The 14,795-nt window shown below is 63.4% G+C and carries 16 protein-coding genes; 8 read left to right on the top strand and 8 right to left on the bottom strand.

Going from position 1 to position 14,795, the window contains the following annotated elements; translation table 11 throughout:
• Positions 1-29: 29 nt before the first annotated feature.
• From rplI to NKJ75_RS08150, 4 genes are all read right to left on the bottom strand, one after another.
• Complete coding sequence (gene rplI / locus NKJ75_RS08165; protein ID WP_023672721.1) at positions 30-617, bottom strand: 50S ribosomal protein L9; 588 nt, start codon at positions 615-617, stop codon at positions 30-32.
• A 267-nt stretch (positions 618-884) separates the two neighbouring features.
• Positions 885-1,133 (bottom strand): 30S ribosomal protein S18, encoded by a 249-nt coding sequence (gene rpsR / locus NKJ75_RS08160; protein WP_006203718.1) that lies wholly within the window; start codon positions 1,131-1,133, stop codon positions 885-887.
• A complete protein-coding gene (rpsF, locus tag NKJ75_RS08155) occupies positions 1,133-1,633 on the bottom strand; it encodes a 30S ribosomal protein S6 (RefSeq protein WP_023672722.1) in 501 nt (166 codons plus the stop codon). Before rpsF ends, rpsR begins: the two co-directional genes overlap by 1 nt.
• Positions 1,634-1,945: 312 nt before the next feature.
• Positions 1,946-3,874: an LTA synthase family protein gene (locus NKJ75_RS08150; RefSeq protein ID WP_023695600.1), complete on the bottom strand. Its 1,929-nt coding sequence runs from the start codon at positions 3,872-3,874 to the stop codon at positions 1,946-1,948.
• Between the two features lie 277 nt (positions 3,875-4,151).
• On the opposite strand from NKJ75_RS08150, the gene fabD reads away from it, so the two are divergent.
• From fabD to gmk, 7 genes are all read left to right on the top strand, one after another.
• On the top strand, positions 4,152-5,099 hold the full coding sequence (fabD, locus tag NKJ75_RS08145; protein ID WP_023743797.1) for an ACP S-malonyltransferase: 948 nt from the start codon (positions 4,152-4,154) through the stop codon (positions 5,097-5,099).
• Positions 5,100-5,159: 60 nt separating this feature from the next.
• Entirely contained in the window at positions 5,160-5,897 is a 738-nt protein-coding gene (gene fabG / locus NKJ75_RS08140) for a 3-oxoacyl-[acyl-carrier-protein] reductase (protein ID WP_023685686.1), read from the top strand.
• A 221-nt stretch (positions 5,898-6,118) separates the two neighbouring features.
• Positions 6,119-6,355, top strand: coding sequence for an acyl carrier protein (locus NKJ75_RS08135; RefSeq protein WP_006203723.1), 237 nt, complete (start codon positions 6,119-6,121; stop codon positions 6,353-6,355).
• Positions 6,356-6,389: 34 nt separating this feature from the next.
• Positions 6,390-7,652: a beta-ketoacyl-ACP synthase II gene (fabF, locus tag NKJ75_RS08130; RefSeq protein WP_023685687.1), complete on the top strand. Its 1,263-nt coding sequence runs from the start codon at positions 6,390-6,392 to the stop codon at positions 7,650-7,652.
• 202 nt (positions 7,653-7,854) lie between these two features.
• Positions 7,855-9,111, top strand: a complete 1,257-nt coding sequence (gene mltG, locus NKJ75_RS08125; RefSeq protein ID WP_352499545.1) for an endolytic transglycosylase MltG — start codon at positions 7,855-7,857, stop codon at positions 9,109-9,111.
• A 264-nt stretch (positions 9,112-9,375) separates the two neighbouring features.
• Positions 9,376-10,266 (top strand): YicC/YloC family endoribonuclease, encoded by an 891-nt coding sequence (locus NKJ75_RS08120; protein WP_023743798.1) that lies wholly within the window; start codon positions 9,376-9,378, stop codon positions 10,264-10,266.
• Between the two features lie 6 nt (positions 10,267-10,272).
• Complete coding sequence (gmk, locus tag NKJ75_RS08115; protein ID WP_023672729.1) at positions 10,273-10,947, top strand: guanylate kinase; 675 nt, start codon at positions 10,273-10,275, stop codon at positions 10,945-10,947.
• Between the two features lie 84 nt (positions 10,948-11,031).
• Here the strand turns inward: gmk and NKJ75_RS08110 are convergent, their stop codons facing one another.
• Complete coding sequence (locus NKJ75_RS08110) at positions 11,032-11,406, bottom strand: Fic/DOC family protein (protein ID WP_348524570.1); 375 nt, start codon at positions 11,404-11,406, stop codon at positions 11,032-11,034.
• Between the two features lie 23 nt (positions 11,407-11,429).
• On the opposite strand from NKJ75_RS08110, the gene NKJ75_RS08105 reads away from it, so the two are divergent.
• The gene (locus NKJ75_RS08105) at positions 11,430-11,726 is read left to right on the top strand and encodes a hypothetical protein (RefSeq protein WP_198022429.1); all 297 of its coding nucleotides are present in this window, start codon (positions 11,430-11,432) and stop codon (positions 11,724-11,726) included.
• Between the two features lie 210 nt (positions 11,727-11,936).
• Here the strand turns inward: NKJ75_RS08105 and rsmA are convergent, their stop codons facing one another.
• From rsmA to NKJ75_RS08090, 3 genes are read right to left on the bottom strand one after another with little or no spacing between them, the layout of a single operon-like run.
• Positions 11,937-12,773 (bottom strand): 16S rRNA (adenine(1518)-N(6)/adenine(1519)-N(6))-dimethyltransferase RsmA, encoded by an 837-nt coding sequence (rsmA, locus tag NKJ75_RS08100; protein ID WP_023743800.1) that lies wholly within the window; start codon positions 12,771-12,773, stop codon positions 11,937-11,939.
• A gap of 37 nt (positions 12,774-12,810) precedes the next feature.
• The gene (pdxA, locus tag NKJ75_RS08095; protein WP_031246866.1) at positions 12,811-13,839 is read right to left on the bottom strand and encodes a 4-hydroxythreonine-4-phosphate dehydrogenase PdxA; all 1,029 of its coding nucleotides are present in this window, start codon (positions 13,837-13,839) and stop codon (positions 12,811-12,813) included.
• A 12-nt stretch (positions 13,840-13,851) separates the two neighbouring features.
• Entirely contained in the window at positions 13,852-14,781 is a 930-nt protein-coding gene (locus NKJ75_RS08090; protein ID WP_023731133.1) for a peptidylprolyl isomerase, read from the bottom strand.
• Positions 14,782-14,795 lie beyond the last annotated feature (14 nt).

The raw sequence follows: 14,795 nt of genomic DNA, 5'->3' as shown, positions 1-14,795 counted from the left end.
CTCGCTTCCCGATCAGGCCCCGTGCGGGATCAGGCGTTGTCTTCTTCGCCGCCTTCGAACTCGGTGTTCGGGTCGAAGAAGTTCTCCGGCCGTGCGTTGTCGTTGATGTCATCGCCATAGATGGCTTCGGCGGTGGTCAGCGTCTCGCCCTTGGCCTGGCGCTCGGCTTCGTCGGCCGTGCGGGCGATGTTGAGGCTGATGGTGACCTCGACTTCCGGATGCAGCGCAATCGCCACATTGGTGACGCCGATGGTCTTGATCGGCTGGTTGAGCTGGATCTGGTTGCGGTTGACCGAGAACCCTTCGGCGGTCAGCAGGTCGGCGATGTCGCGGGTCGACACCGAACCGTAGAGCTGGCCGGTCTCGCCTGCGGAACGCACGGCGATGAAGCTCTTGCCGTCGAGCTTTTCGGCAACCTGGCTGGCTTCCGACTTGCGCTCGAGGTTGCGCGCTTCGAGCTGCGCGCGCTGCCCTTCGAACTTCTTCTTGTTGGCTTCGTTGGCGCGCAGCGCCTTGCCCTGCGGCAAGAGGAAGTTGCGGGCAAAGCCGTCCTTGACCTTGACGGTATCGCCCATCTGGCCGAGGCGGGAAACGCGTTCGAGAAGAATCACTTGCATGGTCTTGTTCCTTCGTCTGGGCACCGACCGCGGGATCGGCGCCGAATTGAATGGAACAGGTCAGGAAGCTCTGAGCGCCTTGGCGCCGGTGTCGCTGTCCTGCCTGTCGCGGCAGTTAGAGGCTTTTCACCTCAACTCGGGATTTCAATGCACGTCGCCAAGAGTGGGCCCGGTTTTGGGGCAACGACATGCATCATCAAATTACCCCTGCGGCGCCCGTCGCCGTGGGAGAAGGAAGCAGGCGGCGAACCGCCTGCTTCGGAGATCTTAGCGAACCACGTAGGGCAGCAGGCCGAGGAAGCGGGCGCGCTTGATCGCCTTGGCGAGTTCGCGCTGCTTCTTCTGGCTGACGGCGGTGATGCGCGACGGCACGATCTTGCCGCGCTCGGAAATGTAGCGCTGCAGAAGACGCACGTCCTTGTAGTCGATCTTGGGCGCATTGGCGCCAGAGAACGGGCAGGTCTTGCGGCGGCGATGGAACGGGCGCCGGGTCGGGATCTGATTGATGTCGACCATTATTCTGCACCTCCTTCAACGCCTTCGCGCGGACGGCGCGGACCACGATCGCCACCGGCATCGCCAAATGAGCGCGGCGGACGATCGCCACGGTCGCCGCGATCACGGTCGCCGAACGAGCGCGGACCACGATCGCCACGGTCGCGGTCGCCGAAGCCGCCGCGTTCCGAGCGCTCTTCGCGCTTCTGCATCATGGCCGACGGGCCTTCCTCATGCGCCTCGACCTTGACGGTCAGGAAACGCAGCACGTCCTCGGACAGGCCCATCTGGCGCTCCATCTCGTTGAGCGCTGCCGGCGGGCAGTTGAGGTCCATAAGCGTGTAGTAAGCCTTCCGGTTCTTGTTGACCCGGTAGGTGAGGGACTTCAGTCCCCAGTTCTCGACCCGGCCGACGGACCCGCCATTTGCGGAGATGACGCCCTTGTACTGTTCGACAAGCGCATCGACCTGCTGCTGCGAGAGGTCCTGCCGGGCAAGGAACACATGTTCGTATAGAGCCATAGTGGTTCAGTGCCTTTCTTCGTTTCTCTCCCGGATCCTCGCGGCAAAAGCCTCTGCAACTTCTCTGACCCGCTGATCCCGAGGGGGCGGGGAAGAAAGGAGCATTTCGAGACGGTCGAGAGCGGAGACACGGGAGGCGGAAGCGCTTCTGGCTTCACACGAAGGTTTTGGGTAAAACCTCCGGCCCTCCGTTCAGCCCCCAGCAAGGACCGGCAGATTGCGGGCGTCTATAAAGCAAATTGGCTGGAAGGCAAGGGTAACGCATGCTCCGGACAGCGTCCTGGCGTCGCAGGGTTGGAAAAATACCAGGCATCAACTCGTATGCGGGGTACCACCGTTGATCGTTTCGGGGAAGAAGTCCGGAGCCGCCTTACGCTTGCCGAACATCATGTCGTATTGCAGCAGGCGGAAGTCGTTGATCGCCGGATCAACGTCCTTCTGCCGCGCCCAGTCCGGCGTGGCCTCACCTGACGGTGTCAAAAGCAGATTGCGGTCGACGACGCGATAGCGTTCGCGCAACGCGCCCAGGAAGCCGGTGTAGTAGGGGTGCGTGATCCCGGCCGTTGTCAGGATGTGGTAGGGCAGGAAGGCCGGGCTCACCGCGCCCATATCCTGCGCCGGACCGGTGCGGTTAGACCAGATGACCAGCGGCGTCTGATGATGCTCCAGTGCCGCCTCCGGCGTCGGTTCCTTGCGCGGCGCGACATTGTCCTTCAGGTAACCGGTTTCGACATAGACGGGGCCGAGCGGCGGCAGATGGTCGCCGAAGAAGGCGATGACCGTCGGCCGCTCGCGCTTCTTCGCCCATTCGATCAATCGTTCGAGGCCACGGTCGGCATCGGCGGAGCCTTCGGCGTAGCTGAGCAGCGATTCCCGCGCCCATGTGCTGATCGGTGCCGCGACCTTGTGGGTCGGATTGTAATAGCGGTACGGCTCGTAGGGACCGTGGTTCTGCAGGCTGACGGCGAAGAAGAACACCGGCCGCTCGCTGGCGTCGGCCTCTGCGATGATCTCGTCGGTCATCGACGCATCGGAAGCCAGCGGCCCGCGCTTTTCCAGTGGCGGCAGCGTCTCTTCCGAGCGGAAATCGTTGAAGCCGAAATCGGCATAGACGGCGCCCCTGTTCCAGAACCAGTTGGTGCCCGGATGGATGGCGCGCGCCCGGTATCCCTCGCTTTTCAGGAAGGTCGCCAGCGACGGCGTCGGTGTGCGCACATATTGCTGGTAGGGGATCGAGCCCGCCGGCAGGAAGGCATTGGAAAAGCCGGTCAGCGCCTCGAATTCGATGTTGGCGGTCATGCCGCCGAATTCCGGCGAAAACATATAGCCGGAACGCAGCGCCCGCACATTGGGGATCGGGTCAGGCGTGATTGTGACGCCGGGCAGCTTGGTCGGATCCCAGAAAGATTCGCTCATCACCACGATGATGTCGGGTTTCTCATCCGGTACCGAGGCCGCCACAGCAGGCCTGTCGATCGCGTCGATCGCCTTGTCGGAATAGCCCGCCGGCGCCGAGACATGCGCCATCGGCACGTTGAGCGCGAAGGCCAGCGCAAACCCGTTGGAGGCGTAGTTCTCCTTCTGGTCCCACATGATCGGGATGATCTGCAGCCGGTCGCGGGTCCACGAGAAGGTGGCGTAGTCCATGATCGAGACGAAGAAGGCGAGCAGCGGCACTGCCAGCGTCAGCCGCGCCAGCCGCCCTTTGCGGCTGAGGATCGGAACCTTGCGGCGCCACAACCGCCAGCCATAGATCAGCAGCGACAGGCCGGCGACGATGCCGACCGCCATGGCGAGCGCCGTCCAGGGCCGCTCGCGCACCAGGAGCGGCATCAGTGCCATGATCTGGCGCGAATAAAGAAAATCGGTTGGGTAGAGCGGATCGCCGAGATAATGCGACTTCTGATGCCCGACAAAGGCCAGCGCCAGCGTCAGGGGCGCCACGATCATCAGGCTCTGGTGACTGCGGCCAAGCACGGCGTCCAGTCCCATCAGCACCAATGCAAAGACAATGATGGTGGTCCAGCCCGGCTTGAATGGCTGCAGGAAGAAGTCGACCGTGCCGAAGAAGTCGCCGCGCACGATCCATTCGATAGCGAACACCAGGATGGCGGAGGCAAGCAGCGTGACCAGACCGTAGCGGATGACCGGCCATCTGCGCCCCGGCAGGTAGCCGGTGGACGGATCGTCTTCCAAGAATTGTGGCGCGGGTACGGCCGCGCCTTTCCTGATCCTAGCCACGTCTCTTCCCCCGGCCCAAGCAACGCGTATTTCCACTCGCGCCACCGTTCTGTCATAGAACTGTCATGCAAAAGCTAGCGCCTGTGGCGAAAATAAGAAGAGCCAGCAAACGATTCGTGAGCGGTTTTCATCAGGTGTGATCGGCAAAAAGCCTTTGGGAACAGGGACTCGAGGTCAGCTCCGGTTCAAGCGAGAGCCGAAATGCCGCCTCCGGGCTTGACTTGACGGTCCGCCTTGCGTCACAGGCAGGAAAAATCAGCCGCTGGAGAGCGCCCAAATGGCCGTCGCATTCACCTTTCCGGGACAGGGCAGCCAGGCTGTCGGCATGGGCAAGGACCTCGCCGACGCCTTCCCCGAGGCACGCAGGGTGTTCGAGGAAGTCGATGATGCGTTGGGCGAAGAGCTGTCGAAACTGATCTGGGAAGGCCCGGAAGAGGCGCTGACCCTGACTGCCAATGCCCAGCCGGCGCTGATGGCGGTCTCGCTGGCGGCGATCCGCTCGCTGGAAGCGCGCGGCTTTTCGCTGAAGGACAAGGTTGCCTACGTTGCCGGTCATTCGCTCGGCGAATATTCCGCCCTTGCCGCGGCCGGTTTCGTTTCGGTCGCCGATGCTGCCCGGCTGCTGCGCATCCGCGGCAACGCCATGCAGGCGGCGGTGCCGGCCGGCGAGGGCGCCATGGCGGCGATCATCGGACTGGAACAGCCCGACGTCGAAGCCGCTTGCACCGAGGCCGCAACGGGATCCGGCAAAGTCTGCCAGATCGCCAACGACAATGGCGGCGGCCAGCTGGTGATCTCCGGCGCCAGGGCGGCGGTGGAACTCGCCGCGAAACTGTGCACAGAAAAGGGCGCCAAGCGGGCGCTGATGCTGCAGGTCTCCGCACCCTTCCATTCGGCGCTGATGGCGCCGGCGGCCGATGTCATGCGCGAGGCGCTGGCCGGCGTGACCAAGAATGCACCGGTCGTGCCCGTCGTCTCCAACGTCACTGTAGCCCCGACCAGCGACCCCGACGAGATCGCGCGCCGCCTGGTCGAGCAGATCACCGGCCGCGTGCGCTGGCGCGAAACGGTGGAGTGGTTCGGCGCCAACGGCGTCGCCACGCTGTTTGAGATCGGCGCCGGCAAGGTGCTTTCCGGCCTGGCGCGGCGGATCAACCGCGACATCGCCACATCCGCCGTCGGCACGCCGCCAGATGTCGAGGCGGCGCTGGCCGCGCTTGCATAATCCACTGGCGATTCAACCCCTCCCGTGGGAAGGGTGTTCTCTTAAGATCAGGAGACGAAAATGTTCGAACTGACCGGCCGCAAGGCGCTCGTCACCGGCGCATCGGGCGGCATTGGCGAGGCGATTGCCCGGGTGCTGCATGCGCAAGGCGCCATTGTCGGCCTGCACGGCACCCGCATCGAGAAACTGGAGACCCTGGCCGGCGAACTCGGCGACCGGGTAAAGCTGTTCCCGGCCAATCTTGCCGACCGTGACGAGGTCAAGGCGCTTGGCCAGAAGGCCGAAGCCGAACTCGAAGGCGTCGACATACTGGTCAACAATGCCGGCATCACCAAGGACGGCCTGTTCGTGCGCATGGCGGACGCGGATTGGGACAGCGTGCTGGAGGTGAACCTCACCGCCGTGTTCCGGCTGACCCGCGAGCTGACCCATCCGATGATGCGCCGCCGCCATGGCCGCATCATCAACATCACCTCGGTGGTCGGCGTCACCGGCAATCCTGGCCAGACCAATTATTGCGCCTCCAAGGCCGGCATGATCGGCTTTTCCAAGTCGCTGGCGCAGGAGATCGCCACCCGCAACATCACCGTCAACTGCGTCGCCCCGGGCTTTATCGAATCGGCCATGACCGACAAGCTCAACGACAAGCAGAAAGACGCGATAATGGCCGCGATCCCGACGCGCCGCATGGGCACGAGTGTTGAAGTGGCGTCGGCCGTCGCCTATCTCGCCTCCAACGAGGCAGCCTACGTCACCGGCCAGACCATCCATGTCAACGGTGGCATGGCCATGATCTGACAGGATATTGCCGGGTGATAAGAAGACATGGCCGGCTTGTGAAAAGAGACCATTTCGCCTTGGACCTCAGCCATTTTTCGTGTAATGCGGCCCGCAACCCGGCGGTTCGGGCAAAAACCGGTCCGGCATCGTTGCGTTTCCGGCAGGACCATCTTTCAGCTTGATTAGCGGCATTCTGCCCGCTAACGAAGACAGACAAACAAAAGACGAGGATGCCCCAAATGAGTGACACCGCAGAGCGCGTCAAGAAGATCGTCATCGAACATCTTGGCGTCGATGCCGACAAGGTGACGGAGCAGGCGAGCTTCATCGATGATCTGGGCGCAGACAGCCTCGACACGGTCGAACTCGTCATGGCCTTCGAAGAAGAGTTCGGCGTCGAGATTCCGGACGATGCGGCCGAGACCATCCTGACCGTCGGCGATGCCGTGAAGTACATCGACAAGGCTTCGGCCTGACACCATCCGCAGTCATCACCGGGGAGGACCTGCGATGAGGCGTGTCGTCGTCACGGGCCTTGGCCTGGTTTCGCCGTTCGGCATGGGCTTCGAGCACAGCTGGAAGGAACTTCTGACCGGCCGCAGCGCCGCGAAGCGCGTCACCGAGTTCGAAGTGGAAGATCTTGCCTGCAAGATCGCCCACGTCATTCCTCGCGGTGACGGCACCAACGGCACGCTCAATCCCGAAGCCGTGCTCGAGCCCAAGGAACTGCGCAAGATCGGCGACTTCATCCTTTACGGGATTGCGGCCGCCGACGAAGCGCTGAAGGATTCCGGCTGGGAGCCCAGCACCGAAGCCGAGCGCTGCGCCACCGGCGTCATGATCGGCTCCGGCATTGGCGGCCTCGAGGGCATCGCCGAGAACGCTATCATCCTGAAAGAGCGCGGACCGCGCCGTATCAGTCCATTCTTCATTCCCGGCAACATTATCAACCTGGTATCTGGCCAGGTATCGATCCGGCATGGGCTGAAAGGCCCCAACCACGCCGTCGTCACCGCCTGCTCGACCGGCGCGCACGCCATTGGCGATGCCGCCCGGCTGATCATCTTCGGCGATGCCGACGTGATGCTGGCCGGCGGCGCGGAATCGCCGGTGACCAGACTATCGCTTGCCGGCTTCGCTGCTTGCCGGGCACTGTCCACCGACCGCAACGACACGCCTGAGAAGGCCTCGCGTCCCTATGACCGCGACCGTGACGGCTTCGTCATGGGCGAGGGCGCCGGGGTCGTCGTGCTGGAAGAACTCGAACACGCCAAGGCGCGCGGCGCCAAGATCTATGCCGAGGTCACCGGCTACGGCCTGACCGGCGATGCCTATCACATCACTGCACCGGCCGAAGACGGCGACGGCGCCTTCCGCTGCATGACGGCGGCGCTGAACCGGGCCAAGCTGACGCCCGCCGACGTCGACTACATCAACGCGCACGGCACCTCGACCATGGCCGACACGATCGAACTCGGCGCCGTCGAGCGGCTGGTCGGCAACGCCGCCTCGAAAATCTCGATGTCGTCGACCAAGTCGTCGATCGGCCATCTCCTGGGTGCCGCGGGTGCCGCCGAGGCGATCTTTTCGATCCTCGCTATCAGAGACAACATCGCGCCAGCTACCATCAATCTTGACAACCCGGAACGCGAAACCGCGATCGATCTTGTTCCGAACACGCCACGGCATCGCCAAGTCGACGTGGCGCTGTCCAACTCCTTCGGCTTCGGCGGCACCAACGCTTCGCTGGTATTCCAGCGTTATACAGGCTGATTGCGGTATCGACCGGCGCGCCAGCGGTCTGTCGTCAATTTTGCCATATTCAAGCCTACTCTGCCGCTGGGGATTCGTCGCATCGGCCTGAAACCGAAGGCGCTTTTTTTAAAAGCACGATGCGTAGGCTTGAAATGTTAGGGCACGCTGTGCGTCCAATCGGGCGCATGGTCGCTCTAAGAGATCAGATGGTAGGGCGCTAATGAACACCAATCCGGGCGGCAGCGGACAATTCGGACAAAACCAGCAGACCGGCCCGATCGTGCCGAAGACCGCGGCCGAAGCTTTGCGCCCGGAAGCCGGCACACCACCACCAAAGCGCTCGCGCGCCTCGCGCAGCCAAGTCGTCGTGTTCATGAACTTCGTCATCTCCGCGGTGATGTTGATGATCCTCGCCGCCGGCGTTTCGCTCTATTTCGGCAAGCAGGCATTCAACGAACCGGGCCCGTCGGTGGCCGGCGACACCTTCCTGGTCAAGCCGAGCACCGGCGTCCAGGATATTGCCGACCAGCTCGAACGGCGTGGGCTGATCAGCGATGCCCGCATCTTCCGCATCGCCGTGCGGGTCTATGGCAATGATTCAGCGCTGAAGGCAGGCGAATACGAGATAAAGCCGCGCGCCTCCATGCGCGACATCATGGAGCTTCTGAAGAGCGGCAAGTCGGTGATGTACTCGCTGACCATTCCCGAGGGCCTGACGGTCGAGCAGGCGCTGCAGCGCATCGCCGAGCAGGATGCGCTGACCGGCGACATGCCGGCCGCCAAGCCGGCTGAGGGCAGCCTCGCCACCGACACGCTGCGCTTTACCCGCGGCGCCACGCGCCGACAGATGGTCGACAAGCTGCTCGCCGACCAGAAGAAGCTGGTCGACGAGGTCTGGCAGCGGCGCGCGCCCGACCTGCCTCTGGCCAATGTCGACGACTTCGTCACCTTGGCCTCGATCGTCGAAAAGGAAACCGGCCGGGGCGACGAGCGCTCGCGCGTTGCCGCCGTCTTCCTCAACCGTCTGGCCAAGGGCATGCGGCTGCAATCCGATCCGACCATCATTTACGGCCTGTTCGGCGGCAAGGGCAAACCCGCCGACCGGCCGATTTATCAATCTGACATCCAGAAACAGACGCCTTACAACACCTATCTGATCAACGGCCTGCCGCCGACGCCGATCGCCAATCCCGGCCGCGCCGCGCTCGAAGCCGTCGCCAACCCGTCGAAGACCGATGATCTCTATTTCGTCGCCGACGGCACCGGCGGCCACGTCTTTGCCACCACGCTTGCCGAGCACAATGAGAACGTTGCCCGCTACCGGGCACTGCAGAAGAAGCAGGCTGAAGACGCCGCCAAGGGCGCCAAGACTCCGGGCCAGACCGATGCGCCGGCGGATGGCGACGACAACGGTGACGCAAGTGGCGATGCCGCCGGTGACAGCGGTGATGCCGGCGATACGGGTGCCGCCCAGTAGCAGGCCGGCGCTTTCAGACGGATCGACCTTAAGCGATGCGGACAGAGGCGGACGCGCTGCTGCTTTGAACGAGTAGCGCCGTTCGAAGCGTCTTCGGTCTTGCTCGGGTGCCTCTGCTTCGCTCGATTTCAGCCCCGCGAGATCGAAACGACACCAGAAATCAAGATCTTGCCGGTATTGCGATTCTGACATTCGCGCTGCCCGTGATATCGAACGCATGCGCAATTATTAGAATCGGACCATCAGGGAGACACGAGCCGCATCATGAATTTGCAGAGCATGACCGGATTTGCACGCACTGTTGCCGAACATGACGGCGCCTCGATCGCCTGGGAGGTCAAGTCGGTCAACGGCAAGAGCGTCGAGGTCAGGTTGCGGCTGCCGCAAGGTTTCGAGCGGCTCGAACCGACTGTGCGGCAGACGCTGCAGAAGCGCTTTTCGCGTGGCAATTTCCAGGCGACGCTGACCGTCGGCCGCGCCGCCGGCCAGCAGGCGCAGCCAGTGGTCAACGAAGCCTTCCTCAGGGATCTGGCGGGCTTGGCCAAGCGGCTGCAGGACCAGTTCGGTGTTGGTCCGGCAACTGCCGACGGTCTGCTTTCCCTGCGCGGCGTGCTCGATATCCCTGAAACCAGCGAAACCGAGGAGGTGCGGGCAGCACTCGACGCGTCAATCCTGTCCGCGCTGGAAACGGCGCTTACAGGCCTCGAGCAGGCACGCCAGAGCGAGGGCGAAGCGCTGCGTTCGCTGCTTTCCGGCCATATCGACGCCATCGAGGCGTTGACGCTTCAAGCCGAGGCCGACCCGTCGCGCGAACCGGCGGCGATCCGCGAGCGAATCGCCGAACAGGTGCGGCTGCTGATGGATGCGTCGGCCAACCTCGATGCCGGCCGGCTGCACATGGAAGCGGCGTTCCTGGCCACCAAGGCCGATATCCGTGAAGAGATCGACCGGCTGAAGACGCATGTGACGTCGGGCAGAGCGCTGCTGGCAAATGGCGGCGCCATCGGCCGCAAGCTCGATTTTCTGGCGCAGGAATTCAACCGCGAATCGAATACGCTGTGTTCCAAGTCGAACGCCGCCACTGTCACCGCCATCGGGCTGGAACTGAAGGCGGTGGTCGACCAGTTTCGCGAACAGGTCCAGAATCTGGAGTAAACCCGAATGGGTGGCAAGGAGCCGATGGTTGCCAGGGATCTCGGATCCCGCATTCGCCGCCGCGGGCTGATGCTGGTTCTGTCGTCGCCGTCGGGCGCCGGCAAGTCGACGATCGCGCGCAACCTGCTGGAAAGCGACGGCAGCCTTGAATTATCGGTCTCGGTCACCACCAGGCCACGCCGCGGCTCGGAGATCGAGGGCGTCCACTATCACTTCCGCACCACGCGCGAGTTCGAGCGGCTGCGCGATTCCGACGCGTTGCTCGAATGGGCCGAGGTCCACGGCAATTGCTACGCGACGCCGCGCGAGCCGGCCGAACTGGCGCTCGCGCAGGGCCGTGACATGCTCTTCGACATCGACTGGCAAGGCGCCCAGCAGCTCAAGGAGAAGATGCGCGCCGACATCGTCTCGATCTTCATCCTGCCGCCGTCGATGAAGGAATTGAAGTCGCGCCTCAAGCGCCGCGCCGAGGACCAGGAGCACGTGATCGAGACCAGGCTGAAGAACGCCCGCAACGAGATCGAGCACTGGAAGGAATATGACTTTGTCATCGTCAACGACGATCTCGACCGCGCCTTCGCCGAAGTGCGTGGAATCGTGACGGCGGAAAGGCTGCGGCGCGACCGCCGGCCCGGGCTGTTCGATTTCGTCTCGGGGTTGCTGGACGAGAAGACGGAATAGGCAGCTGTCGTTCCCCGATGGCCGGCTGTCCCCATGAAGGCGTCTTTGGCAAACGATCTGGCAATATGACGCTGTGGGCATCTGTTACTGGCTGGCGATATCTTTTATGAGTTCTGCCAATGGGGTTTCCTCGCCGGCAAAGCTCTCAATCATCGCATTCAGGACGTTTTCGCGACCGAGCATATCGGCATTGAATGGGAATCCCGCATTCTCCATCAGCATTGCCAGAAAGGTAAGCTGCGTGCGGCCGTTGCCTTCGCGAAACGGGTGGACGGCATTGATTTCGGCCAAAACATGCGCGGCCCGAACGGCGAAGGCGTCGAGGTCGAGTTCGCAGAGATAATCACCGTCGGCGAGTTCGCCGAAAATTCTATGCATTTCCTGGTTGATATACTCAGGATAGCAGAACCAGTTGCCCCCCCCTTGCCGATGCGGATGGCGCGAACCTCTCCCGCCCATTCATAAACGTCCTGGAACAGGTGATGATGGACAGCCTTGTAGTGCTCGAAATCCAGACGGCCTGCGGGGATATGTTCGTCGGCCCTGGTCAGGAAAAGTGCCAACTCGAATTCATCGAGTTGGGCCTGGTCTTTGATATTCAGCCTGTTGCGGAGAACGGTCGTGCCTGGCTAGCACAGCGGATCATGTTCAGCGGCATAGACCACCTGCCGATCCTACTTCTTGCGGGTTACTTGGTCCTTGATAAGCGCCCTGCGCTCATCCCCGCTCAGGCCGCGCTCACGGCTTTCCTTCAGAATGAAGCCCATACGTTGCGATAGCTTCAAGCCTTCAACCGCGCTGATTTTTTCGCCCCTGCCGCTGGTCAGGACAAACTGGCTTTGGGTCGGCCGGAGGCTTGAGGTACTCTTTTTCATATGACGACAATATCACGCTCGGCGACTCACCGGCAACTGCATGCCGCTATTAGCTGCTTGTCGTCGCTGTCACACAGGATGCGATTTGGGTCCACGGCCGACCAGCGCCGCCGGTCAAACCGCGTTTGTCAGCCGCACGAATTCCTCGACGCTGAGCGTCTCGGCACGCCGGGTCGGATCGATGCCGGCGCGCGTCAGCAGTGCCTCGCCACCCAGGCTCTTCACGCTCTGCCGCAGCATTTTCCGGCGCTGGCCGAAAGCGGCTTCGGTGACGCGGCCGAGTTTTTTCACGTCGGTTGACAAAGGGCTGGCGCGCGGCACCAGATGCACCACCGACGACGTTACCTTGGGTGGCGGCGTGAACGCTTGCGGCGGCACGTCGAAGGCGATCCTCGCCTCGGTCCGCCAGCCCGCCAGCACGCCGAGCCGGCCATAAGCATCGCTGCCGGCACCGGCGACAATGCGCTCGGCCACCTCGCGCTGGAACATCAGCGTCATCGATTGATAGAAGGGTGGCCAGTCCGCCACGGTCAGCCAACGGATCAACAGCTCGGTGCCGATATTGTAGGGCAGGTTGGCGGCAATCCTCACCGGGCCGACTTGTGACGCGGTCTTGGCAAGAGCGGCAAAATCCGTCTTCAGCGCATCGCCGCTGATCACCTCGAGCCGGCCCGGATAGTGGTTGGAGACCTCGGCCAAGGCCGCAAGGCAGCGTTCGTCGCGCTCGATGGCGACGACGCGGCCGGCACCGGCAGCGAGCAGCGCCCTGGTCAGCCCGCCGGGGCCGGGGCCGACCTCGATCACCGTGCTGTCGCTGAGGTCGCCGGCGACCCGCGCGATCTTGCCGGTCAAATTGAGGTCGAGCAGGAAATTCTGGCCAAGCGCCTTCTTTGCCTGCAGTCCATGGCGCTCGATCACCTCTCGCAGCGGCGGCAGCCCGTCAATGCTCATGAATTTGGCTCATGATTTTGGGCTCATGATTTTGGGCTCATGCAGCTGCGGGCTTTGCGCCGGTATCGGCCAGCCGGCGGGCCAGCTTCAGCGCCGCGATCAGGCTGTCGGGACGTGCGATGCCCTTGCCGGCGATGTCGAAGGCTGTGCCGTGATCGGGCGAGGTGCGGATGAACGGCAGGCCAAGCGTGACGTTGACGGCCTCGTCGAAGGCCAGCGCCTTGGCCGGGATCAACGCCTGGTCATGATACATGCAGACCGCCACGTCGTAGCCGGCGCGGGCGCGCGCATGAAACATCGTATCGGCCGGCAGCGGCCCGAAGGCATCGATGCCTTGCGCCCGCAACATGTCGACCGCAGGACGAATGATGCGCTCGTCCTCTGTCCCCATGGCGCCGCTTTCGCCGGCATGCGGATTGAGGCCGGCAAGCGCGAGCCTCGGCCTGGCGATGCCGAAACGGCGTGCAAGATCGCCGGCGGTGATGCGCGCGATGGCAACGATCAGCTCCGTCGTCAGCGTCTTCGGCACCTCGGCCAGCGCGATGTGGATGGTGACCGGAACGGTGCGCAATTCGGGGCCGACGAGCAGCATCACCGGCATCACCGCGCCGCCTATATGGAGCGAGGCCAGATGCGCCAGATATTCGGTATGGCCGGGAAAGCCGAACCCGGCATCGTAAAGCGGCTTCTTCGCGATCGGACAGGTGACGACCGCGGCCGCATGACCGGCAAGGCAGTCGGCGACGGCGCGATCGATGGCCTCGATGATGCCGGCGGCATTGGCCGGGTCGGGCCGGCCGGGATCATCGGTGAAGTGGGCCGCCAGCGGCACCACGGGCAAGGCGTGTTGAAAGACACCAGCTGCTTGGGCCGGCACCGTCTCGGCGATTGCCACCGCCGCGCCGAGCCGGCGCGCCCGCGCGGCAATCAGCGCCGGATCGGCGAGAAGATAGAAGGGCGCGGCACCGGAACCGCGGGCGCTCTGCCACGCGGCAATGGCGATTTCCGGACCGACGCCGGATGGATCGCCGACGCTCAGCGCCAGCGGAAGCTCTGTCTCATGCACGGCTGGGCCGGTTCAGCGCGTAACGATCTTGGCTTTCGCCTTCAGCTCTTCGACATACTTGGCCGAGAGCTCGTCGGCGTTCTTGTCGCCGCTGCCTTCGCTCTGGAACACCATCTGGGCCGCCTTGTCGTCGGAAACCTCGCGCGATGAGCAGATGCCGATGAATTCGATGCCGCGATCGGTCTCGCGCACGGCCGTGGCGCCGCCCAGCTTGGTGGCCTTGATCTGCTCGGCCCAGTCCGGCGGCAGTTGCGGCGCCAGCAATCGGGGGAGGTCGCGAACGGTGACGTCGATCAGGCCCTTGGCGAATTCACGCGTGGTGTTGCAGCCATTGAAGCGGGCGCGCATGGCTTCGGCCTCGCGCTTGCGTTTGGCGAGTGTGGCACTGCGCTCGGCCTTCGGCACCACGAAGATCACCTGCTGCAGCATGTACTCGGTGGCGCTTGGCTTGGCGCCGCCTTTTTCGAGCATGCGCTTGACCAGATCCTGTTCGCTCACCTGCCCGCCGCCGCCGCTGTAGCGTGCGCTCAGCGCCTGGTTCCACGCCATCTGGGAGCGGATGAATTCCTTGAAATGCTCCTTGGTCACGCCGGACTGCGCCATGACACCGTCGAGCTGCTTGAGCTGCATCTTGTTGCTCGAGGCAAAGCGCTGATAGGCAGCCTCTACCTGGGCGTCGGAGATGCGGATGCCGAGACGCCTGGCCTCCGCCATACGCAGCGTCTGGTCGATCATTTCCTGACCCGCGTCACCCTTCTTGCGCTGCAGTTTCAGGAAGGCAGCCCGGTGCGCGATGTCGCCGGTGGTGATCGGCATGTTGTTGACGACATACTTGATTTCACTGGCGAAGGCCGGCGGTACCATCGTGGTGACAGAGACCGAGGTCGCCGCGAACAGGAGCGCGAATCCTGCCGAAAACAGGTATTTCCTCATCGAAAGCATCCCAATTCTAGCCC

It is taken from the genome of Mesorhizobium sp. M0058 (assembly GCF_040323095.1).
Classification (GTDB): Bacteria; Pseudomonadota; Alphaproteobacteria; order Rhizobiales; family Rhizobiaceae; genus Mesorhizobium.
The sequence above is the reverse complement of the archived record's forward strand: the minus strand, read 5'-3'. Positions and strand labels throughout refer to the sequence as shown.